Consider the following 20506-nt stretch of genomic DNA (forward strand, 5'->3'; position numbering starts at 1 on the left):
TCCAGTAACGGGATGATTTCCAACATTGTAACAGGTTTATCCTGCGCCCAATGTCTGCTCTCCACAAGGAGGCACCATGACAACGCATTGCGAAACCGCATCCTGCCCTGCCGAACCCGTTTCCGGCCCGGCGTCCCGCTCCTCCACGCAGGCCGGGGGCCGCGCATGGCTGGGGCTGGCGCTGCTGGCCCTGCCGACCGTCCTGCTTGGCCTCGACCTGACGCTGCTGCATCTGGCGCTTCCGGCCCTGGCGGCCGATCTTCAGCCCACCAGCACGCAGGCATTGTGGATCATGGATGCCTATGGCTTCATGATCGCGGGCTTCCTCATCACGATGGGCACGCTGGGTGATCGCATCGGCCGGCGCAAGTTGCTGATGTTCGGTGCGGCCGCCTTCGCCGCGGCCTCGGGGATCGCAGCCTTCTCGACCAGCGCCGCCATGCTGATCGCGGCCCGTGCCGCGCTCGGCGTGGCCGGCGCGACGCTGATGCCTTCGACCCTGGCGCTGATCAGCACGCTTTTTGCCGATCCGCGCCAGCGGGCCCTGGCGATCGGGGTCTGGGCCACGATGTTCGCGCTTGGAATGGCGATGGGGCCGGTGGTGGGGGGCGTGGTGCTGGCGCATTTCTGGTGGGGCGCGGCCTTCCTGCTGGCGGTGCCCGTCGTCGGCCTGCTGCTCCTGCTCGCGCCGGTGCTGCTGCCCGAATACCGCGCCCCGAACGCCGGCCGCATCGACCTGGCAAGCGTCGCGCTCTCGCTCGCCGCGATGCTGCCGGTGATCTACGGCATCAAGCAGATCGCGAAGGACGGGCTGGGTGCGGAGGCCGTCGGCGCCGCCGTCATGGGTGCCGTCTTCGCCGTCGTTTTCGTTCGGCGGCAACGGCAACTCGCCGATCCGCTGCTCGACCTGGAGCTGTTTCGCAATCGGGCCTTCACCGCGGCCCTGGTCGTGCTGCTCTTCGGGCTGGTCGCGGTGGGCGGCACCATGCTGCTGGTCACGCAATATCTGCAACTGGTGGCCGGCTTTTCCCCGCTGGTCGCCGGCCTGTGGATGGGGCCGCCGGCGCTGGCCATGGTGGCCGCCGGCATCGGCGCGCCGCTGATCGCCCGGCATGTCCGGCCGGGCATCGTGGTGGCCGGCGCGCTCGGCCTGTCGGTGGTGGGCTATCTGTTGCTGGCCCGACTTGGCAACGACCATGCGGGTCTTGCCACGGTCGTGACCGGCTTCTCGCTCGCCTATCTCGGTCTCGGGACCATCGCGGCGCTCGGCACGGACCTCGTCGTCGGTTCCGCGCCGGCAGAGAAGGCGGGATCGGCCTCGGCCCTGTCCGAGACGGTGCAGGATCTCGGCGCGTCCCTCGGCATCGCGGTGCTGGGCAGTTTCGCCACGGCCATCTACCGCCGCACCATGCTGGAGCGCCTGCCGGATGACACCCCCGAAACCCTGCGCGAGGCGGTCGCGGACAGCCTGTGGGCCGCATCGGCGGTGGCGCCGGACCTGCCCGGCGGGCTGATCGAGGAAGCGCAGGCCGCGTTCCTCGCAGGCTTCCACGGTGCCGCCATGGTCAGTGCCATCATCGTTGCCGCCCTCGTGGCCCTCGCCGCCCTCTCGCTGCGCCATGTCGGCACCCTTGCAGGGTCATCCGATCCGCTGGACCGGGAATAGCCGGCCATTCATCGCGGGCGCAGCAACGAAACGCGGCATCCCCCGCGGGCATCCCCGGCCCATAGTTGCCTGTCGGCATCGGCAAGGCGCTGCGGCGCAGCATCCTCAGACCCGTCGTTCATACTTGCCGCAGCATTTCCGGCAAGCGAGGGTCGCCGAAGCGGGTCCATTCAGAGTGAGGAAAAATTTCAGGTGGGTCATGCCGAATAAGATGACAGCTTCGGCGACTCCGCCCCCATCGACAGGCTCTACCAGGAGTTTGGCATCACAAAGGAAGCCATCGTCGAACGGGCGAAAACGCTGGCCGGAAGGTAGCGAACCTTCCGGCGGGATGCCTTGTCGATACCGCCGCCATTGCCGATATCCAGGAACTGGACGATCACTGCATGGGCATATGGAGCGAGACGCCTGCATGGCCTCGCCAAGAGGCGGGTTTTCCGCGGATCACGACAGCGGAAAGCCGATCTTGCTGCACAGCCGCAGCCATGGCAGGCGCCATCCGCCCTTGCTGTCGGCGCCGTCCAGCGCCGCCATGGTGATCTTGGCGCCGATGCTGCGGAAGGGCTCGGGCGGGATCCAGTTCGGCTCGGTCGCGGCGAACTCCATGCCTGTCTCGGGCAGGTGCTGGCCCATCAGCTTGGCCAGGCCCACCCGCGCGCCGAATCGGCTGGCCGACACGCCAAAGCCGGAATAGCCGCCGGCATAGACCGCCTTGCCCCCGTGATAGGTCTGAAAATGCACCGCCATGCGGGTGGTCAGCGCGATCGGCCCGCTCCAGGCATGGGAAAAGCGGATCCCCTCGAGCTGCGGGAAGGTCGCGAAGAACGCATCCGCGAGCCGCAGATAGGGCTCGGGCGTGCGGTCCAGCGCCGGGTCGCGGGGGCTGTTCATGAAATAGCCCAGCCGCCCGCCGAACAGGATGCGGTCATCGGGGGTCAGCCGCATGTAGTTCAGCTGGGTGCGGGTGTCGTAGACGCCCTGGCGGTTGGCCCATCCCACGGCCGCCTTCTGTTCAGCCGTCAATGGTTCGGTGGTCAGGATGCGGTCGCGCACCATGGCGACGCGGCTGCGGATGCGGCGGTGACCTGCGGCAAAGGCATTGGTCGCAAAAAGGACGCGCGGCGTCTCGACCGCTCCGTCGCGGGTCCGCACCAGCAGGCGGTCGCCGCGGTCGTCGACCCCTGTCATCGGCGTTTGCTCATGGACGCGCACGCCAAGCGCCAGCGCCGCGCGCCGCAGGCCCCAGGCCAGCCGGGCCGGATGCACGATGCCGCTGTTCTTGCGCGACCACAGCGCACCCCGGAACAGGGGCGAGTCCAACTGCGCGCGTGTCTGCGGGCCGTCCAGCAGCGCCACGTCATGACCATGGGCGCGGTGCAATTCGTATTCCTCTTGCACGGCGGGCAGGCCCGCGTCCGAGACGGCGACCGTCATCTCTCCGGTCCATTCCAGGTCGGCCTGGATGTCGTGGCGCCAGACCGTGTCGGTGAAGCCCGCCATATTGTCGTGGCCCAGTGCCTCCAGCGCCCGGATGTCGCGCGGGAAGATGCGCGCGGCATTGCCAAGGCCGTGCATCACCGAGGTCGACACGATGCCGCCCGGACGTCCCGAGGCGCCATGCGCGATGCGGTCGGCCTCGATCAGCACCACGTCGCGGGACGGATCGGATTCCTTGGCCAGGATCGCGGCCCAGAGCCCGGTGAACCCGCCACCCACCACCAGAAGGTCGGCCCGCGTCCGGCCCTGCAACGGGTCCGAGGCTGCGGGTGCGTCCGCGCGGTCCAGCCAGAAGGGAAAGAAGGTGGCGTCGGCAAGCGCGGTGGCGGCACGGGAGGTGGTCATGGCTTCGGCCTCAGTCCTCGATCAGCACATAGATCTTGCGCAGGGTTTCCAGCACCTCGAACCGGCCTTCGAACCCGCTGGCAAGGACGTAATTGTCGCCGGGGCCGAACTCTTGCACGCTGCCGTCGGCATCGGTGATGGCCACGCGGCCCGACAGGACGGTCGTGTATTCGGTCATGGTCGGATAGGACAGGATTTCGGCATAGGGGGTGCATTCCCAGGTGCCGACGGTGACCTTGCCCTGCGACAGGTGCACTGCGCCCGTCTCCTGGGCGGCACCGGTCAGGACGGCCTCGGGCGGGACGGCCGAGCATGGCGTCAAGGCTGCGCCGGACAGGCCGTTGCGGTCGATTCGGATGATCTTGGACATGATGCCTCGCGTTTCTTGAGCGTGTCGAAGCGATCTAGAGGCAGGGCCGCAGGGCTGAAATGCCGATTTGCCAATCGAAACATTTAGGAGAATAAATGAGGGCATGAACATATCGGGCTCCGACCTGCACCTGTTTCGCGTCTTCGACAGCGTCGTGCGCAATAACGGCCTGTCCGCGGCGCAGGTCGAGCTGTCGCTGAGCCAGCCCACCATCTCGAACCACCTGACCGCGCTGGAACAGCGCCTGGGCGTCAAGCTGTGCGAACGCGGCAGGCGCGGATTTGCCCTGACAGAAAAGGGCCGCGTGGTGCATCAGATCGCGCTGGAGGTGCTGGCGGGGCTGGACCAGCAGTCGCGCCGCCTCAGCCAGTTGCGCGGCGTCATGGTGGGCAAGGTGCGCATCGGCATCGTCGATTGCGTCGCCAGCGACATCCATTGCCGCCTGCCCGAGGCCCTGGCCGCGATCGCCGGGAACACGCCGATGGTCGAGGTCGACCTGAAGATCATGCGTCCCGGCGACATCAGCGCCGCGCTGGCGGAAAACGAGCTGGACATCGGCATCGGCGGCTTTGACAGCCGGCTGGGCGTGCTGTCCTATCACCTGCTGTATCACGAAGAACACCGGCTCTATTGCGGGGCGGGCAATGTGCTGGCCGGCATGCCGGAGGCCGCGATCACGCGGGATCTGGCCTATGCGCAGCCCTGGGTGCATCGCGGCTACTGGGGCGGGCGGCGGCAGCGCAGCTTTCAGCGCATCGATTCCGACCGCATCGTCTATGACATCGAGGCGCAGATGCTGATGATCCTGTCCGGGGCCTATGTCGGGCTGCTGCCCGTCCATGCGGCCGAGGCCATGGTCGCGGCGGGACGGCTGCGCCAACTGCCCGTGACTGATGACGACTATGTCGCGGAAATCGAGCTTGCCACCCGCACCGGCAGCCTGTCGCGCACCATCGCCCATGTTCGCGACGAGCTGCTGCGCCAGCACCAGGACATTTGCCGCCATCAATCCGAGCGTTCTGCGCCGGATATATAAGGCCGGTATCCCGTTGGATACCCTTCCCGGCAAAGCACATCAACGGGAAGCAGCAATGACAATCACGCGACGGGGAGGCGGCATCTCCATGCCGTGGGGTGCGGGACTGTGCCAGGGCCAGCGGCGGCAGGTGCGGCAATGATCCGGCGGCTGGATGGAATCTTTGGCCACCGCGTGGCGGCGCCGCAACGGACGGTGGGCTTGGTGGGGCTGGACCCGGATGGCTGGGCGGCGCAGACGCTGGCCGGCTTCGTGGGCTCGGTCGCGCTGTCGCCGCTGATGCTCTTGCCGGTGCTGGTCTATGCCTATGACGTGAAGCTGGGCTTCGGCCCGGATACGGCCGGGCGCATTTCCTCGGCGGCACTGCTGGGGCTGGCGATGGCCACGGTGCTGGTGTCGCTGCGGACCAAGCACTGGTCGATGGGGCGGGTGTCGGTCGTCGGCATGGCGCTGATGCTGTTCTTCAGCGCGATGAGCCTGGTCTTGCAGGATCTGACCAGCTTTTTCCTGCTGACCTTCCTGGCCGGTTTCGGCGGCGGGCTGGCGCAGGCGGCGGTGTCGGCGGCCCTGGCGCGCACGCAGCGTTCGGAACGTGCATTCGCCATCTTCACCTGCTTCCAGTTCGTCTATCCCGGCCTCGGCGCCTGGTTCCTGCCCAGCCTGCTGGAGGGGGGCTGGGGGTTCGACGTCCTGCTGCTTTGCCAGATGGCCCTGATCGTCGCGGCGCTGGGGCTTGCCCCGGTGGTCGGCGCCTTCCGGCTGCGCGCCGAGCTGCTGGCCGCCGACCAGGAGCCGCATCCCGACCAGATGGAATGGGCGCTGCTGCTGCACCTGCCCGCCGCGCTGTCCACCATCGGCTTCATGATCTACGGTGCCTCGAACGGCGCGATCTGGGCCTATTCCGAGGGGATCGGGCGGCTTTCCGGCCTGGACGTGACGCAGATCAGCAACATCATCGCCCTGGCCAATGTCATTGCGGGTGTCGCGGCGCTGGGGGTGATCTGGCTGGGCAACCGGCTGGGCCATTTCATCCCGCTGATCGTCGGCATCCTGGCGCAGCTGCTGTCGATCTGGATCCTCGTCACCTTCCAGAGCGGGGCGGGCTTCCTGCTGGGCACGATGATCTTCACCATCGCCTGGGCGGTCGTCTTCCCCTATTTCCTCAGCATCCAGTCCGACCTGGACCATTCCGGCACGGTGGTGGCCTTTGGCCAGTTCACCAACCTGATCGGCACCGCCGCTGGTCCCTCGATCGCAGCTTATGTGCTGGGCGGGGACGGGGATTACGTCAGCGCCATGAACATCTCGATGTGGATGACGGTGCTGGCGCTGGTGCCCATGATCGCCATCCTGATCATCCGGCGCCGGCGGCTCGGGCATTGAGGGCGCGGGAAAGCGGCGACCCGGCCGTCCGGGTCGCCTGCAATCGGCGCGCGGTCAGCGGCGCTTGACGCCGGGCAGGGCGCAAAGCATCTCGAACAGGAAATTCGCGGCGATCACCGCGGTATTGCCCGCCGGATCATAGGGGGGCGAGACCTCGACCAGGTCGCAGCCGACCAGGTTCAGGCCGGCGCAGCCGCGGATGATCTCCAGCCCCTGGATCGTGGTCAGCCCGCCGACCTCGACCGTACCGGTGCCGGGGGCGAAGGCCGGGTCCAGGCTGTCGATGTCGTAGGACAGGTAGACCGGCGCATCGCCGATCCGGTCCCGGATCCGGGCCATCAGCGGCGCGAGGCTTTGGTGCCAGCAGTCCTCGGCCGGCACCACGGTCCAGCCCCTGTCGCGGCCCCAGTCGAAATCCTCGGCCGTGTAGCCCGAACCGCGCAGCCCGATCTGGAAGACCTTGTCGTCGATCAGGCAGCCGTCCTCCCACGCGCGCCGGAACGGGCAGCCATGCGCCTCGCGTTCGCCGAACATGTGCTCGTTCGTGTCGGAATGGGCATCGACATGGATCAGCGCGACCGGCCCGTGGCGTTCGCGCATGGCGCGCAGGATCGGCCAGGTCAGCGTGTGGTCGCCGCCCAGTGTAAGGGGCACGACGCCATGGGCGAGAAGTTCGTTGTAATGCGTCTCGATGATGGCGACCGATTTCTTCAGGTCGAAGGTGTTGATCGGCACGTCGCCGACATCGGCCACCTGCAGGCTGTCGAAGGGCGCGGCGCCCGTCGCCATGTTGTAGGGCCGGATCATGCGGCTTTCGTCCCTGATCTGGCGCGGCCCCAGCCGCGTGCCCGGCCGGTTCGAGGCGCCGATATCCATCGGGATGCCGAGGAAGCAGGCGTCAAGCCCCGCCGCGCTGTCCTGCGCCGGCAGGCGCATCATGGTGGCGGGGCCGCCGAAGCGCGGCATGGCATTGCCGCCGAGCGGCTGGTTGAACTGGGTCATTCGGGAACTCCGTTTTCAGATGCGTGCAGGCTGCCATCCCGGAAAGTTCGAGAAAATCAGGGTTGAGCGAAGCTGGCTTCGGTATAAGCCGACGTAACTATCGCGCGGACACTTCGGAATATACCGAAGCGAATGGCGTTTTTTCGTGATGTTTCCGCAGCACCGCCACCGGCAGACTGCCCGCCGAAATCCCTGGAGGGCTATTGTGATGCCGAATGAAAGCTGCGCCGACCTGCTGAACCGCCCCGCCTGGCTGTTCATCGACGGGGATTGGCAAACGGGCCAGGGCGAGGCCATCGGCTCGATCGATCCCGGCACCGGGCAGGAACTGGTGCGGCTGGCCGGCGCCCGGCCGCAGGACGTCGCCCCGGCCGCCGCCGCCGCCGCGCGGGCCTTCGACGGCTGGCGCAGGCAGGCCTCGACGCTGCGGGCGGGGTTCCTGCGCGGCTTCGCGGCCGGCCTGCGCCGGCGCGCCGACGCGCTGGTGGCGCTGCAGATGCTGAACAACGGCAAGCCCCGGTTCGAGGCGCAGATCGACCTGGACGATGCCGCCGCGACCTTCGACTATTACGCCGGGCTGGCCGAAGCCTTCGACGCCCGCCAGGACGGTGCGGTCGAGATGCCGGACGGGCTTTCCGGGCGCACCCGGTTCGAGGCCCTGGGACCGATGGCGCTGATCGTGCCCTGGAACTTCCCGCTGGTGACGACGGCGTGGAAGCTGGCACCGGCATTGGCCGCCGGTTGCACGGCGGTGCTGAAGCCGTCCGAGGTCACGACGCCGGCGGAATTGGTCTATGCCGACATCGCCGCCGAAATCGGCCTGCCGGCGGGTGTCCTGAACATCCTGCCGGGCGCCGGGCCCGTGGGCGCGGCGCTTTGTGCCGATCCGACCTTTCGCAAGATCAGCTTCACCGGCGCCAATGCCACTGGCCGGCGGGTGATGGCGGCGGCGGCGGAACGCTGCACGCCGGTCGCGCTGGAACTGGGGGGCAAGTCGCCGATCGTGATCCTTAAGGATGCCGATGTGGCCCAGGCGGTCGAGATCGCGGCGGCAGGGATCTTCTTCAACGCCGGGCAGATGTGCTCGGCCACTTCGCGCCTGATCGTCGATGCCGGGATCGCCGACGCGGTGATCGACGGGCTGCGCCGGCACGTGGCCGACATGGTGGTGGCGGGGCCCGATGATCCCGACGCCGTGATGGGGCCGCTGACGACGGCCGCGCAGCGCGACAAGGTGCTTGGCTACCTGCTGACGGCCCGCCGTGACGGGCTGGATTGCCTGGCCGGGGGCGCCGCTGCCGCCGGGCCTGGGTTTTTCGTCGAGCCGACGATCTATCTGGACGTGCAGACCGATCACCCGGTCTGGCGCGAGGAAATCTTCGGGCCGGTGCTGGCGATCCGCCGCGCCGCCGGCCTGGACGAGGCGCTGGCGCTGGCCAATGACAGCGACTTCGGCCTGGCGGCGACCGTGGTCGGCGGCCAGGATGCGCAGAACGTCGCCAACCGCATCGACGCCGGCCATGTCTGGATCAACAATGCGCAGATCATTCCGCCCGGCACCGCCTGGGGCGGTTTCCGACAAAGCGGGATCGGCCGCGAGCTGGGTCCCTGGGGGCTGGCCGCCTGCTGCGGCGTCAAGCATGTGACGACCGCGGCCGCGAACTGACCGCGCCGGGTGCATCGCCCGCGAAGCCGCTTGAAACCGCGCGCCCCTGGGGCGATGCTGCCAAGGCATCGACCGAAGGATCCGACCGCGTGAGCCATGCGCCGCCATCCCCAGCCAAGGCCCGAATGCCGGAGGCCCGCGGCAAGCCTCGGGCTGCGGTCCCGGTCGAGACGGCCGATCTGCGGCTGATCCGCATCTTCCTGCGCGTGGTCGAGGCGGGCGGGCTGTCCGCCGCGCAGTCCGACCTGAACCTGGCGCTGTCGAGCATCTCCGAAAAGATCGCCGCGCTGGAGGCGCGCTTCGGGCTCAAGCTGTGCAAGCGCGGGCGCGGCGGCTTTTCCCTGACGCCGGCGGGCGAGGACTTCTACAAGGAAGCTCAGCGGCTGGTCGCGACCATGGAACAGTTTTCCACCCGCATCGCGGGGCTCAGTTCGCAACTGCCGCGCAACCTGACGCTGGGGATCGTGGACACCATCATCACCGACCCGCTTTGCCCGGTGGCTGGCGCCGTGGCGCTGTTTGCCGAGCGCGCGCCCTCGGTCCATCTCGAGGTGATCACGCTGCCGCCGGGGGAACTGCTGCGCGAGGTCATCGGTCAGAAGATCGACCTGGCCGTCGGCAGCTTCCCGCGCGCGGTGCTGGGACTGGACTACCTGGACCTGCATGACGAACCCCACCACCTGTATTGCGCGCAGGGCCATCCGCTTTTCAATGTGCCGGACCACGATATAGGCATCGACACGGTGCGCGAACACCGCATCATCGCCCGCAGCTACTGGGCGGCGCGCGACATCCGCATCTTTGCCATCGCCGCGCCCCATGCCACCGTCGCCAATATCGAGGCCGAGGCGCATCTGATCCTGTCGGGCGCCTATCTGGGGCACCTGCCGGCGCATTTCGCGGCGCAATTCGCCGGGCGCCTGCGGCCATTGCGCCCGGACCTGCTGTCCTATGCGGCGCATTTCCAGATCGCCGCGCGGCAGGACTGGCAGGATCGCGCGGCCATCCGCTGCTTCATCGAGGCGTTGCAGCAGACCAGCCGCGATCTGATGCGGCGCTAGAAGGTCGGCGGCGTGCAGGCCGAGACGATGACGCAGGGCTCGGTCCCGACCTGCCGGAAGCGGTGGCGCCTGCGGCTGTCGAAGTAATAGGCGTCGCCCGGCCCGAGGATGCGGCGTTCCTCGCCCACGGTGATCTCGATCCGGCCCGAGATCACCACGCCGCCCTCTTCGCCCTCGTGCTGATACATCACCCGGCCGGTATCGGCGCCGGGCTCGTATCGTTCGTGCAGGATGGTCATGGCGCGGCCGAACTGGCTGTGGCCGACCCGGCGCAGCGACAGCTTGCCCTTGCCCAGCTCGGGCAGCTCGTCGGCCTGGTAGAAGATGACCTGCTCGGGCTCGGGCTCGAAGGCGAAGAACTCGGACAGGCTGACCGGGATGCCGTCGAGGATGCGCCGCAGCGCGCCGACCGAGGGATTCATCTTCTCCGCCTCGACCAGCGAGATCGTGGCGTTGGTGACATTGGCGCGCCTGGCCAGCGCGCGCTGCGACAGGCCGGCGCGCTCGCGCAGGATTCGCAGCCGCGCGCCCAGCCTCAGATCGCCCGGCTCGCTGTTTTCCTTGTTCATGATCGTAAACGATTCTCCATGCCAATCATGATTTTCAAAGGGTTAAAAATGGCAAGAATTAGACTATCCAAGCGATCTTGAACAGTGCAGATGCGGGGACAGCCGGACCCATCCCGGACCACAGGAGATTTCCCCATGCTGAACACCGAACTTGCCGAACTGCGCCAGTTGACCATCGCCCGGGGCGTGGGGATGCAGACCCAGGTCTATGCCGCCCGTGCCCGCAATGCCGAGGTCTGGGATGTCGAGGGCACCCGCTACATCGATTTCGCCGCCGGTATCGCGGTGGTCAATACCGGCCATTGCCATCCCCGCGTCATCGAGGCCGTCAGGACCCAGGCCGAGGCCTTTACCCATACCTGCCACCAGGTCCTGCCCTATGAGAACTACCTGCGCCTGGCCGAGCGGCTGAACGCGGCGGTTCCGGGCGATTTCGACAAGCGCACCGTCTTCGTCACCACCGGCGCCGAGGCCGTGGAGAACGCGGTCAAGATCGCCCGCGCCCATACCGGGCGGAACGCGGTCATCGCCTTCGGCGGCGGCTTTCACGGCCGCACCTTCATGGGCATGTCGCTGACCGGCAAGGTCCAGCCCTACAAGGCCGGGTTCGGCGCCATGATGCCCGATGTCTTCCATGTGCCCTTCCCGGTCGCCCTGCACGGCGCCACGACCGAGGACGCCATGGCCGGCATCGAGAAGCTGTTCAAGGCCGATCTGGACCCCGCCCGCGTCGCCGCGATCATCTTCGAGCCGGTGCAGGGCGAGGGCGGCTTCAACCCCGCGCCGACCGATTTCGTTCGCGCCATCCGCACGCTTTGCGACCGGCACGGCATCGTCATGATCGCCGATGAGGTGCAGACCGGCTTTGCCCGCACCGGCACGCTGTTCGCCATGGAACAGCACGGTATTGCGGCGGATATCACGACCATGGCCAAGGGCCTGGCCGGCGGACTGCCGCTGGCCGCCGTCACCGGCCGGGCCGAGATCATGGATGCGGCCAATCCCGGCGGTCTGGGCGGCACCTATGGCGGCAACCCGTTGGGCATCGCCGCCGCCCATGCGGTGCTGGACGTGATCGAGGAGGAGGACCTCTGCGCCCGCGCCAACCGGCTCGGCTCGCGCCTGCGCCAGCGGCTCGAGGCGATCCGCGCCACCACCCCGGAACTGGCCGAGGTGCGCGGGCCGGGCTTCATGGTCGCGGCCGAGTTCACCGCCGCCGACGGCAGGGTGCCGAACCCCGACCTGGTGAACCGCATCCGCACCGAGGCGCTGGAGCGCAGGCTGATCCTGCTGACCTGCGGCACCTATGGCAACGTCATCCGCTTCCTGGCGCCGCTGACCATCGACGAGGCGCATTTCACCGAGGCGCTGGACATCATCGAGGCATCGATCGCTGCCGCGAGGGCTGCGTGATGCTGGAGAACAGGCAGATGCTCGAACTGACCGATCCCTCTTTGCTGACCGGCAGCGCCTTCATCAACGGTTCGCGCTTCAAGGGCGAGACGGTTTTCGGCGTGACGAACCCGGCCACCGGGGCGCAGCTGGCCGAGGTCGCCGACATGGGCGCCGCCGAGATCCGCGCCGCCATCGACGCCGCCCATGCCGCGCAGAAGCCCTGGGCCGCGCGCACCGGCAAGGACCGGGCCGCGATCCTGCGCCGCTGGCATGACCTGATCCTGGCCAACCAGGAGGATCTGGCCCGCATCCTGACCGCCGAGATGGGCAAGCCGCTGGCCGAGGCGCGGGGCGAGATCGCCTATGGCGCGTCCTATGTCGAATGGTTCGCCGAGGAGGCCAAGCGCGTCTATGGCGACACCATTCCCGGCCACATGCCCGACAAGCGCATCATCGTGCTGAAGCAGCCGGTGGGCGTCGTCGGCGCGATCACGCCCTGGAACTTCCCCAACGCCATGCTGGCGCGCAAGATCGCCCCGGCGCTGGCCGCGGGCTGCGCCATGGTCGCCCGGCCCTCGGAACTGACGCCGCTCTCGGCGCTGGCGCTTGGGGTGCTGGCCGAGCGCGCGGGCATCCCGGCGGGGGTCCTGAACATCGTGCCCGGCCTGGATGCCGCCGGCATGGGGGCCGAGCTTTGCGCCAATCCCAGGGTCGCGAAGATCAGCTTCACCGGCTCGACCCGGGTGGGCAAGATCCTGATGCGGCAGGGGGCGGAGACGATCAAGAAACTGTCGCTGGAGCTGGGTGGCAACGCGCCGTTCATCGTCTTCGACGATGCCGATCTGGATGCCGCGGTCGAGGGCGCCATGGCCGCCAAGTTCCGCAATGCCGGCCAGACCTGCGTCTGCGCCAACCGCATCTACGTGCAGGCCGGCGTCCATGATGCCTTCGTCGAAAGGCTTGCGGCGCGGGTCGCGGCGCTGGCGGTCGGCGACGGGCAAGTCGACGGTGTCGCGATCGGCCCGCTCATCAACGACGCGGCCCTGGCCAAGGTCGAGGATCACATCGCCGATGCCCGCGCCCAGGGCGCGACCGTCGCCACCGGCGGCGCGCGCCATGCGCTTGGCGGCAGCTTCTTCCAGCCGACCGTGCTGTCGGGCATGACGCCCTCGATGAAGATCGCGCGCGAGGAGACCTTCGGCCCCGTCGCCCCGGTCTGGCGCTTCGAGACCGAGGCCGAGGCGGTGGCGCTGGCCAATGCCAGCGAATTCGGGCTGGCGGGCTATTTCTACGCCCGCGACCTGTCGCGCGTCTGGCGCGTGGCCGAGGCGCTGGAGGTCGGCATGGTGGGCGTGAACACCGGCCTGATCTCGACCGAGGTGGCGCCCTTCGGCGGCGTCAAGCAATCCGGTCTCGGCCGCGAGGGCAGCCGCTACGGCATCGAGGATTACCTCGACATCAAATACATCTGCCTGTCGGTTTGAAAGGGGAGCTGTCCAGTCGGGTGATCCTCGGTCTCTCCGAGGCTCATCCCAAAGGCAGTTCGCCTGATGAGATGGGCTTGGCTTCCGAAGGTGAGACTGGGTCCGGATACTGATATCAACGCTGCCGCGCTGCAGCCTTACGCAGGACGACGAAGTGGGCCCATGACCTTCATGGGCCCCGTCTCATGCCACGCCGGGGCATTTCCCGAAACTGCCGTCCAGCCGGGTCGCATCCCATCCATGCGCGCGGGATCCTGCGCCGCGATCACGATCCAGATCCGAACATTGGACGAGGCAGCGGCCCGTGATGCCGCCGGCGCCTCAAGCCCGCTTTGGCTGGGCAGCGCCTCGGCACGTCGGCCTGCACGATGGGCCGGAACGGCATCCGGGTCGTCCGGGACGGCTGCGGGCGCCATCTGCATTCAAGGCCGCGCATCCCGGATCCGGGATGCAAGCGATGCTCAGCCCATGACCGAAAAGCTCGAACGGTCGTTGATGACCCGGCGCCGGCCATAGGCCGACAGATCGATCTCGTGCCCGATATGCTCCAGCTGGAAGCGCAGGGGCGACATGTCGTGATCGTGGCCGGCTTCGCATGCGGCGATCAGATGGGTCATGATCTTGCCCACGACCGGCGCATTCTTGAACTGGTTCCCCGAGGTGCCGCAAGCCATGTAGAAACCGGGCAGGCCGGTCTTGTCATAGATCGGCAGCCAGTCGTCCGAGGTGTCATACATGGCGACCACGCCGCTGGCCTGGCCGGGAATGCGCAGCTCGGGCAGTCGCTGCGCCGCGCGCATGACGATGGTCGTCCACTGGTCGGTGAAACGGGTGTCGAGCTCATCCGGGTCGTCCACCCATTCATGCGGATCGCATTGCGGATCGGTCGAGCCGATGCAGATCCCGACCGGGTCGGGGCGCATGTAGACCTCGGCATCCAGATCGGCGACCACGATCCCCTCCTTGCGGAAATCCATGTTCACCGGGCCGGGGATATAGGCGACCTCCTGGCGGTTGGCGCGGGTGCGGATGGTCATGTCCCCGGTCACCCCGGCCATGCGGTTCAGCCCCGACGACCACGGCCCGCCGACATTGACCACGACATCGGCGCGGATCACCTGGCCATCCGCCAGGCGCACGCCGCAGGCCCGGCCGCCGGCGATCTCGATCCCGGCGACGCAGGCGCGGAAACGAAAGCTTGCGCCATGCGCCTCGGCCGCCCATTGCAGGTTCTGTGCGGCCAGCTTGGGATCGTTGACATAGCCTGCCTGGTGAAAGAAGACCGCACCGGCGATCCGTTCGCCGGTCGGCTCGCCGAAATCCTCGTCTTCCAGCCGCCGAGCCGGGGCATAGCCATGCAGGTCGGCACCGGGCAGGTAGCGTCCGATCTGATCCGCCGCAAGACGGTCATAGCGGCAGCCAAGCCGGTCCATGATCGTGGTGATGTTCGCCAGATCGGGACTGTCGCGGTTGGTGATGACCAGCGATCCGGTTTCCTTGTAGACCGCCAGGGGGCAGGATTCCGGCAGGTTGACGTAATCCTTCCAGTTCGTCCAATAGGTCCATCCCTCATAGGCGAGGGCACAGGATTCATAGACGGAATAGTTGAGCCGGATCACCGCCGAGGAATGCGAGGTCGAGCCGTAGCCGGCCTCCGGCGCCTTGTCGACGACCGTGACCGCCCAGCCGGCCTTCGCCATCTCGTAGGCGGTTGCGCAGCCGATCACGCCGGCGCCGATGATGATTGCATGTTTCATGTCTTGCTCCATGGGGCTGCGGGTTTCCGCCCGCTGGGGGGCCGGATCGAAGCGGGCACCCGGTGGCGTCCGGGCACCGCCGAATTCCGCAGGGGACGAATGGCGCGGAAGGGGTGCCTGCCTCAGGCCGTGAACCACCACCGTTCCGCGGCACGCACGCCGTCCAGTTCCCAATCGCGGGCCAGTTCGCCATGCCCGATCTTGTCAGAGACGGCATCCAGGAAATCTGCCCAGAGGGGTGCGATCATGCCGCCATCCTCGGCGATGAGCGACTGGCATTCCCAGTAAAGCTCCTTGCGCTTCTGCTCGTCCTTCTCGCCGCGCGCGGCGGTCAGCGCGGTGTTGAAGGCGTCGTTGTCCCAGTTGGTTTCGTTCCAGCTGCCGATGCTTTCACGGGAATAGGCAAGCGTCAGCATCACGTCCTCGCTGATCCGGCCGGTCCAGTTCGTCGCGAACATCGGCCGCTTGCCCCAGACATTCGACCAGTAGCCGTCGTCGGGTTCGCGCCTGATCTCGACGGTGATGCCGGCCTGGCTTGCCTGCTCGGCATAAAGCTGGGCCATGTCCGTCGCGCCGGAGAACGGCGTTTCGGCCACATGCAGCGGGATGACCAGCCCTTCGGCGCCGGCCTTCCTGAGCAAGGCGCGGGCCTGGTCCGGGTCATAGGCGTGTTGCGGCAATTCGGGATGGTGGAAGGGATAGGCGTCGGAAAGCGGCTGGTCGTTCGCGATCGAACCATAGCCCGACAGGATCTTGTCCAGCATTTCCTGCCGGTCGATGGCAAGTTTCAGCGCCATGCGCACATTCGTATCGGCAAAGCGCGGATCCTTGCAGTCCACGCTGAAGGCATAGTGCTGCTTGCCCTTGGTCTGCAGCAGGTTGATGCCGGGCATCGCACTCAGCAGCATCGCCGTGGCGGTATCCACGCCGCCCATCGCATCGATCTGCCCGGTCTGAAGCGCGGTCGTCCGCGCGTTCACATCCGCGATGCAGCGGGTCTCGGCCTCGTCGAAATGGGCGCGGCCCTCCTTCCAGTAGTTCGGGAAGCGGACCGTCCGGCTGCCGATGCCGGGCTCATAGCTTTCCAGCGTATAGCCGCCGGTGCCGATGCCCTTGCCGAACTCCCTGTCGTCCGCCGGCACGATCAGCAGGTTGGACAGCGACATCAGCGAGGCGAAACCCGCATTCGGCGCCGCCAGCGTCACCCTGACCTCATCCGCAGTCGTCGCCGTGATGTCGGTGACGATCGCCATCAGCGATTTGATCTCGGAAATGGTATTCGGCCCGCGATGCAGGTTCAGCGAGAAGACGACATCCTCGGCCGTCATGGTTTTGGCATTATGGAACTCGACGCCCTGACGCAGCTTGAAGGTCCATTCCGTCAGGTCCGCATTCGTATCCCATTCGGTGGCCAGTTCGGGCACCAGCTCGCCACGCGGACCGACCTCGATCAGGCAGTTCCGCAGCTGATACTGCAGCGCCATCATGAAGCGCGTCTCGTTCAGCTGCGGGTCGAGGGTATCGGCCGAATCGAAATCCGGGATGGCCAGACGAAACGTGCCGCCCCTTCGCGGGGTTTGCTGCGCGGAAGAGGGCAGGGGCCGCAGCCCCATGGCGGCACCCATCGAGAAAGCGCCCGCCGCAAGCAGCAAGGAACGTCGGGTACACGAGGTCGTCATGGATCTTTCTCCCTGTTGCAGTCCCCGGCCGCTTCTCGGGCGTCGTCATTGACGGGGGCGCGTTTTTGTGACTGACCTGAACGCTAGACCCGAGCCCCGTGATGGACAAATCAGTTCGCATGGCGCGCGCGACAGTTCAGCTAAACTATCGGTCATAGCCGGGACGCTTCGCCATGAACCCAACATTGCCTCCCCTGCGCGCCCTGCAAGCCTTCGAATGTTTCGGCAGGCTGGGGTCGGTCAGCGCGGCCGCGCGGGCACTGGGGGTGACCCCCGGGGCGGTCAGCCAGCAATTGCGACTGCTCGAAGAGCATGTGGGCGTGGTGCTGCTGGTCAAGGACGGGCGGCGGGCGACGCTGACCTCGGCGGCGCGGGCCTATCACGAACTGATCTCGCAAGGCTTCGGTCGGCTCATGCTGGCGCAGGACTACATTCTCGCGCACAAGCAGAGCGAAGAGCTGACCATCTCGGGCCTGCCGACGCTGGTGCAGAAATGGCTGAACCTGCGGCTGCCCGATTTCCAGGCCTCTGCCAGGGACCTGGCGATCCGTGTGATCGCCACCCATCAGGAACCCGATCCGCACATGCTGGAGCAGACCTTCCGCCTGACCTATGGCGAGGCGGCGCGGCGCTATCTGCACAGCCGTGCGCTGTTCACCGATCGCTGCTTTCCGGTCTGCTCGCCGGATTTCCTGCGCCGCCATCCCGAGGCGTGCAAGCCGGCGAGACTGGCGCATCTGCCGCTGATCGGCATCGACTGGGGCGAGCGCTACACGACCGAACCGCATTGGCGCGACTGGTTCGAGGCGCAGGGGGTCGAGGACATCCCCGCCATCCGTCCCGTCGTCGTCCATTCGATGTCGGGCCTGGCTCTGGAGGCGGCCGTGGCCGGCCAGGGCGCGGTGTTGGCGCAGGGCTCCTTTGTCGAGAACGATCTCCGCGCCGGCCATCTGCTGCGACTGTCCGAAGCCAGTCTGCAGATGCCCGACCCCTATTTCATCTGCTGGGGGCCGACGACGCTGGACCGCCCCGTCGCGCGGGATTTCCTGAACTGGCTGATGCGCGTCACCAGGCCGCTGCGCAGCCGGACGGTTCAGCCTAGCTAAACGATCCGGCTGTGCTTCTGCGCTGATCCCCTTGGTATTCACCTGTATGTTTGCCGAAAATCAGCCACAGAAGGTGCAGCCATGTTCCTCAACAACGCCTGGTATGTCGGGGCCTGGAGCCATGAGATCACCGACAGCCTGCAGCAGATCCTCGTCCTGGGCGAGAAGATCTGCATCTTCCGCAACAGCCAGGGCGAGGTGATCGCGCTCGAGGATGCCTGCCCGCATCGCAAGCTGCCGCTGTCCAGGGGCCGCATCAAGGGTGACAATGTCGAATGCGGCTATCACGGCCTGACCTTCGACTGCGCCGGGCAATGCGTCTGGGCGCCGGGTGGCGGGCGCATCCCCTCGGCCGCCAAGGTCCGCCCCTATCCGGTGCACGAGAAATATGGCCTGGTGTGGATCTGGATGGGTAACGCTGCCATCGCCGATCCTGACGAGATCATCGACATCCCGAATTTCGACAGCCCGGATTGGGGCATCAACCGCGGCGCCGCGATGGAGCTGCATTGCAACTACCTGCTGATGTGCGACAATCTGCTGGACCCGACCCATGTCGCCTGGGTCCATGAAGGCAGCTTCGCCCAGGACGCGACGCGCGACACGCCGCTGAAGGTCACGCGCACCGAAAGCGGCGTCATCGTCCACCGCTGGATGATGAATGTGGAACCGGCGCCCTTCTACAAGAAGATCGTCGAGTTCGACGGAAACTGCGACCGGCTTCAGCATTACGAGGTGCGCTATCCCGCCCATGCGCTGATCCGCGCGGTGTTCACCCCGGCGGGAACGGGCGGGCCGGACGGCACGCTGCACGAAAAGACCTTCGTCATGGACAGCTACAACTTCATGACGCCCACGACCGAGACCGAGACGCGCTATTACTGGTTCCAGCTGCGCAACATCCGCCCGCATGACGAGGACCTGTCGAAGATGATGTCCGAGGACGTGCGCCACGCCTTCGAGGAGGACCGCGCCGTGCTGAACGAGGTGCAGATCGGCATGGCCGGCAAGGCCTCGCCGCATATCGACCTGTCGATCGACGCCGGCCAGTTGCGCTTTCGCCGCCAGCTCGAGGCGATGATCGCCGAGGAGCGCATGGTCGACGAGAAGATGAGGGCCTGATCCATGGCCGATCCGTTCCGCCGGTTCCGGTTGGCCCGCAAGGTGCCGGAAAGCGCCTGCATCACCTCGTTCCACCTGGTGCCCGAGGATGGCGGCCCGCTGTGGGACATGCGGCCGGGCCAATACCTGACGCTGCGGATTCCGGCGCCTTCGGGGCCGGTGCTGCGGACCTATTCGCTGTCGGCGCTGCCCGAGGGGCGGGACCATCACCGCATCAGCGTCAAGCGCGAGCCGCAGGGCCTGGGCTCGCGCTGGCTGCATGACCACCTGGCCGAGGGCGAGGTGATCGAGATCGCCGCGCCGCGCGGCGGCTTCGTCCTGGCCGAGGCCAGCGCCCGGCCGGTGCTGCTGCTGGCGGGCGGCGTCGGGCTGACACCGCTGCTGGCCATGCTGCACCGGCTGGCGGCGGGCGAACGGCGGGCGTTCTTCGTGCAGGCGGCCGAGAACGGTGATGTCCATGCGCTACGCGACGAGGTGGCGGCGCTGGCCGCGGGTTCGGGCGGGCGGATCGTGGCGCGCACGGTCTATCGCGCCCCCACCGGGGCCGACCGCGCCGCGCGCCGCTTCGACGCCGAGGGCGTGGTGGACCGCGCCTTCCTGCAGGCGCTGCTGCCGCTCGACGATTACGAGGTCTATCTCTGCGGCCCGACGCCCTTCATGGTGGCGATGTGGAGGCTGCTGACCGGGCTGGGCGTTGCCCCCACCCGCATCGCATACGAGTTCTTCGGCAAAGGCGGCTCGCTGGCCGCGCTGGCGGCCGAGCCGGTGCCGCCTGTCCATGGCAACCGCATCCCGGCCCAGGCGCCGAAATCCCTGACCAAGCTGGAATTCCTGACCGATCCCGATGCGCTTGGCCTGCCCGATGCGCTGCCCGGTACGGTGGCCGAGGCCGCGCCCGTCGGGGCCGGCGGCGAGGTGGTCTTCGCCCGCTCGGGCCTGACCCTGCCCTGGAACGGCGCCAGCCGCACCATTCTGGAACTGGCCGAAGCGGCGGGGCTGGAACCGGAATTCAGCTGCCGCGAGGGGATCTGCAACACCTGCCGCTGCACCATCCGCGAGGGCGCCGTGGACTATGTCGCCGATCCGCTGCACCCGCCGGGGCCAGGGCAGGCGCTGATCTGCTGCTCGCGCCCGGCGGGGCGGGTGGTGCTGGACCTCTGACAAGGGGCCGGAGCCCCCCTTGGGCCGATGCGGCCGGCGGGGCTCTGGCGCGATCTCGGGGTCGATGACGGCCAGGCTGCCCGTTGCGGCGCCGGATCAGCACCCGGCCCGCAACCGGTGCTGGCGGCACCTGCGCGATGTCGAACAGCTCATGGAGCCTTGGCCATCGGCTGCCTCTCGGCCGAGCGGATCCCGAGGGGCAGCGGA

The 20506-nt window shown here is 67.6% G+C and carries 16 protein-coding genes; 10 read left to right on the forward strand and 6 right to left on the reverse strand.

Going from position 1 to position 20506, the window contains the following annotated elements; all coding sequences use genetic code 11:
• The first annotated feature begins 76 nt into the window (after window positions 1-76).
• Entirely contained in the window at window positions 77-1666 is a 1590-nt protein-coding gene (locus C9E82_RS15325) for an MFS transporter (RefSeq protein ID WP_119896654.1), read from the forward strand.
• 444 nt (window positions 1667-2110) lie between these two features.
• Here C9E82_RS15325 and C9E82_RS15330 read toward each other — a convergent pair whose 3' ends face one another.
• Both C9E82_RS15330 and C9E82_RS24540 read right to left on the reverse strand, forming a co-directional pair.
• Entirely contained in the window at window positions 2111-3508 is a 1398-nt protein-coding gene (locus tag C9E82_RS15330) for an NAD(P)/FAD-dependent oxidoreductase (RefSeq protein WP_119896653.1), read from the reverse strand.
• A 10-nt stretch (window positions 3509-3518) separates the two neighbouring features.
• Entirely contained in the window at window positions 3519-3878 is a 360-nt protein-coding gene (locus C9E82_RS24540) for a cupin domain-containing protein (protein WP_170161978.1), read from the reverse strand.
• A gap of 103 nt (window positions 3879-3981) precedes the next feature.
• Here C9E82_RS24540 and C9E82_RS15340 point away from each other — a divergent pair, with 103 nt between their 5' ends.
• The gene (locus tag C9E82_RS15340) at window positions 3982-4914 is read left to right on the forward strand and encodes a LysR family transcriptional regulator (RefSeq protein ID WP_119896651.1); all 933 of its coding nucleotides are present in this window, start codon (window positions 3982-3984) and stop codon (window positions 4912-4914) included.
• A 174-nt stretch (window positions 4915-5088) separates the two neighbouring features.
• On the forward strand, window positions 5089-6297 hold the full coding sequence (locus C9E82_RS15345) for an MFS transporter (protein ID WP_183154090.1): 1209 nt from the start codon (window positions 5089-5091) through the stop codon (window positions 6295-6297).
• A 54-nt stretch (window positions 6298-6351) separates the two neighbouring features.
• On the opposite strand, the gene speB is transcribed toward C9E82_RS15345, so the two are convergent.
• Window positions 6352-7299, reverse strand: coding sequence for an agmatinase (gene speB, locus C9E82_RS15350; RefSeq protein ID WP_119896649.1), 948 nt, complete (start codon window positions 7297-7299; stop codon window positions 6352-6354).
• A gap of 208 nt (window positions 7300-7507) precedes the next feature.
• Between speB and C9E82_RS15355 the strand changes: the two genes are divergently transcribed.
• On the forward strand, window positions 7508-8965 hold the full coding sequence (locus tag C9E82_RS15355; protein ID WP_119896648.1) for an aldehyde dehydrogenase family protein: 1458 nt from the start codon (window positions 7508-7510) through the stop codon (window positions 8963-8965).
• A 125-nt stretch (window positions 8966-9090) separates the two neighbouring features.
• Window positions 9091-10026: a LysR family transcriptional regulator gene (locus C9E82_RS15360; protein ID WP_119896647.1), complete on the forward strand. Its 936-nt coding sequence runs from the start codon at window positions 9091-9093 to the stop codon at window positions 10024-10026.
• On the opposite strand, the gene C9E82_RS15365 is transcribed toward C9E82_RS15360, so the two are convergent.
• Window positions 10023-10595 carry a cupin domain-containing protein gene (locus C9E82_RS15365; protein ID WP_119896646.1) on the reverse strand — a complete coding sequence of 191 codons (573 nt, stop codon included), beginning with the start codon at window positions 10593-10595 and terminating at the stop codon, window positions 10023-10025. The genes C9E82_RS15360 and C9E82_RS15365 overlap by 4 nt on opposite strands.
• Before the next feature lie 135 nt (window positions 10596-10730).
• Between C9E82_RS15365 and C9E82_RS15370 the strand changes: the two genes are divergently transcribed.
• Together C9E82_RS15370 and C9E82_RS15375 are read left to right on the forward strand one after the other, a co-directional pair.
• Window positions 10731-12008, forward strand: coding sequence for a 4-aminobutyrate--2-oxoglutarate transaminase (locus C9E82_RS15370; RefSeq protein ID WP_119896645.1), 1278 nt, complete (start codon window positions 10731-10733; stop codon window positions 12006-12008).
• Window positions 12009-12025: 17 nt separating this feature from the next.
• Window positions 12026-13474: an NAD-dependent succinate-semialdehyde dehydrogenase gene (locus C9E82_RS15375; protein ID WP_119896662.1), complete on the forward strand. Its 1449-nt coding sequence runs from the start codon at window positions 12026-12028 to the stop codon at window positions 13472-13474.
• A 461-nt stretch (window positions 13475-13935) separates the two neighbouring features.
• On the opposite strand, the gene C9E82_RS15380 is transcribed toward C9E82_RS15375, so the two are convergent.
• Window positions 13936-15231: an NAD(P)/FAD-dependent oxidoreductase gene (locus C9E82_RS15380; RefSeq protein WP_119896644.1), complete on the reverse strand. Its 1296-nt coding sequence runs from the start codon at window positions 15229-15231 to the stop codon at window positions 13936-13938.
• A gap of 122 nt (window positions 15232-15353) precedes the next feature.
• The gene (locus tag C9E82_RS15385) at window positions 15354-16856 is read right to left on the reverse strand and encodes an ABC transporter substrate-binding protein (protein ID WP_183154091.1); all 1503 of its coding nucleotides are present in this window, start codon (window positions 16854-16856) and stop codon (window positions 15354-15356) included.
• Between the two features lie 227 nt (window positions 16857-17083).
• Between C9E82_RS15385 and C9E82_RS15390 the strand changes: the two genes are divergently transcribed.
• The 3 genes from C9E82_RS15390 (at window position 17084) to C9E82_RS15400 (ending at window position 20299) form a co-directional block, all read left to right on the forward strand.
• Complete coding sequence (locus C9E82_RS15390) at window positions 17084-18016, forward strand: LysR substrate-binding domain-containing protein (protein ID WP_119896642.1); 933 nt, start codon at window positions 17084-17086, stop codon at window positions 18014-18016.
• A gap of 81 nt (window positions 18017-18097) precedes the next feature.
• Window positions 18098-19138, forward strand: a complete 1041-nt coding sequence (locus tag C9E82_RS15395; RefSeq protein ID WP_119896641.1) for an aromatic ring-hydroxylating dioxygenase subunit alpha — start codon at window positions 18098-18100, stop codon at window positions 19136-19138.
• A gap of 3 nt (window positions 19139-19141) precedes the next feature.
• The gene (locus C9E82_RS15400; RefSeq protein WP_119896640.1) at window positions 19142-20299 is read left to right on the forward strand and encodes a 2Fe-2S iron-sulfur cluster-binding protein; all 1158 of its coding nucleotides are present in this window, start codon (window positions 19142-19144) and stop codon (window positions 20297-20299) included.
• The last annotated feature ends 207 nt before the right edge of the window (window positions 20300-20506 follow it).

Origin of the sequence: Paracoccus sigandri, assembly GCF_003709565.1 — a bacterium.
Lineage (GTDB): Bacteria > Pseudomonadota > Alphaproteobacteria > Rhodobacterales > Rhodobacteraceae > Paracoccus > Paracoccus siganidrum.

Bases quoted from the DNA above. Each gene is read 5' to 3' on its own strand.
- C9E82_RS15395 (WP_119896641.1), top strand. From the start codon at position 18,098: ATGTTCCTCAACAACGCCTGGTATGTCGGGGCCTGGAGCCATGAGATC.
- C9E82_RS15330 (WP_119896653.1), bottom strand. From the start codon at position 3,508: ATGACCACCTCCCGTGCCGCCACCGCGCTTGCCGACGCCACCTTCTTT.
- C9E82_RS24540 (WP_170161978.1), bottom strand. From the start codon at position 3,878: ATGTCCAAGATCATCCGAATCGACCGCAACGGCCTGTCCGGCGCAGCC.
- C9E82_RS15370 (WP_119896645.1), top strand. From the start codon at position 10,731: ATGCTGAACACCGAACTTGCCGAACTGCGCCAGTTGACCATCGCCCGG.
- C9E82_RS15360 (WP_119896647.1), top strand. From the start codon at position 9,091: ATGCCGGAGGCCCGCGGCAAGCCTCGGGCTGCGGTCCCGGTCGAGACG.
- C9E82_RS15400 (WP_119896640.1), top strand. From the start codon at position 19,142: ATGGCCGATCCGTTCCGCCGGTTCCGGTTGGCCCGCAAGGTGCCGGAA.
- C9E82_RS15385 (WP_183154091.1), bottom strand. From the start codon at position 16,856: ATGGGTGCCGCCATGGGGCTGCGGCCCCTGCCCTCTTCCGCGCAGCAA.
- C9E82_RS15325 (WP_119896654.1), top strand. From the start codon at position 77: ATGACAACGCATTGCGAAACCGCATCCTGCCCTGCCGAACCCGTTTCC.
- C9E82_RS15375 (WP_119896662.1), top strand. From the start codon at position 12,026: ATGCTCGAACTGACCGATCCCTCTTTGCTGACCGGCAGCGCCTTCATC.
- C9E82_RS15340 (WP_119896651.1), top strand. From the start codon at position 3,982: ATGAACATATCGGGCTCCGACCTGCACCTGTTTCGCGTCTTCGACAGC.
- speB (WP_119896649.1), bottom strand. From the start codon at position 7,299: ATGACCCAGTTCAACCAGCCGCTCGGCGGCAATGCCATGCCGCGCTTC.
- C9E82_RS15380 (WP_119896644.1), bottom strand. From the start codon at position 15,231: ATGAAACATGCAATCATCATCGGCGCCGGCGTGATCGGCTGCGCAACC.
- C9E82_RS15390 (WP_119896642.1), top strand. From the start codon at position 17,084: ATGAACCCAACATTGCCTCCCCTGCGCGCCCTGCAAGCCTTCGAATGT.
- C9E82_RS15355 (WP_119896648.1), top strand. From the start codon at position 7,508: ATGCCGAATGAAAGCTGCGCCGACCTGCTGAACCGCCCCGCCTGGCTG.
- C9E82_RS15365 (WP_119896646.1), bottom strand. From the start codon at position 10,595: ATGAACAAGGAAAACAGCGAGCCGGGCGATCTGAGGCTGGGCGCGCGG.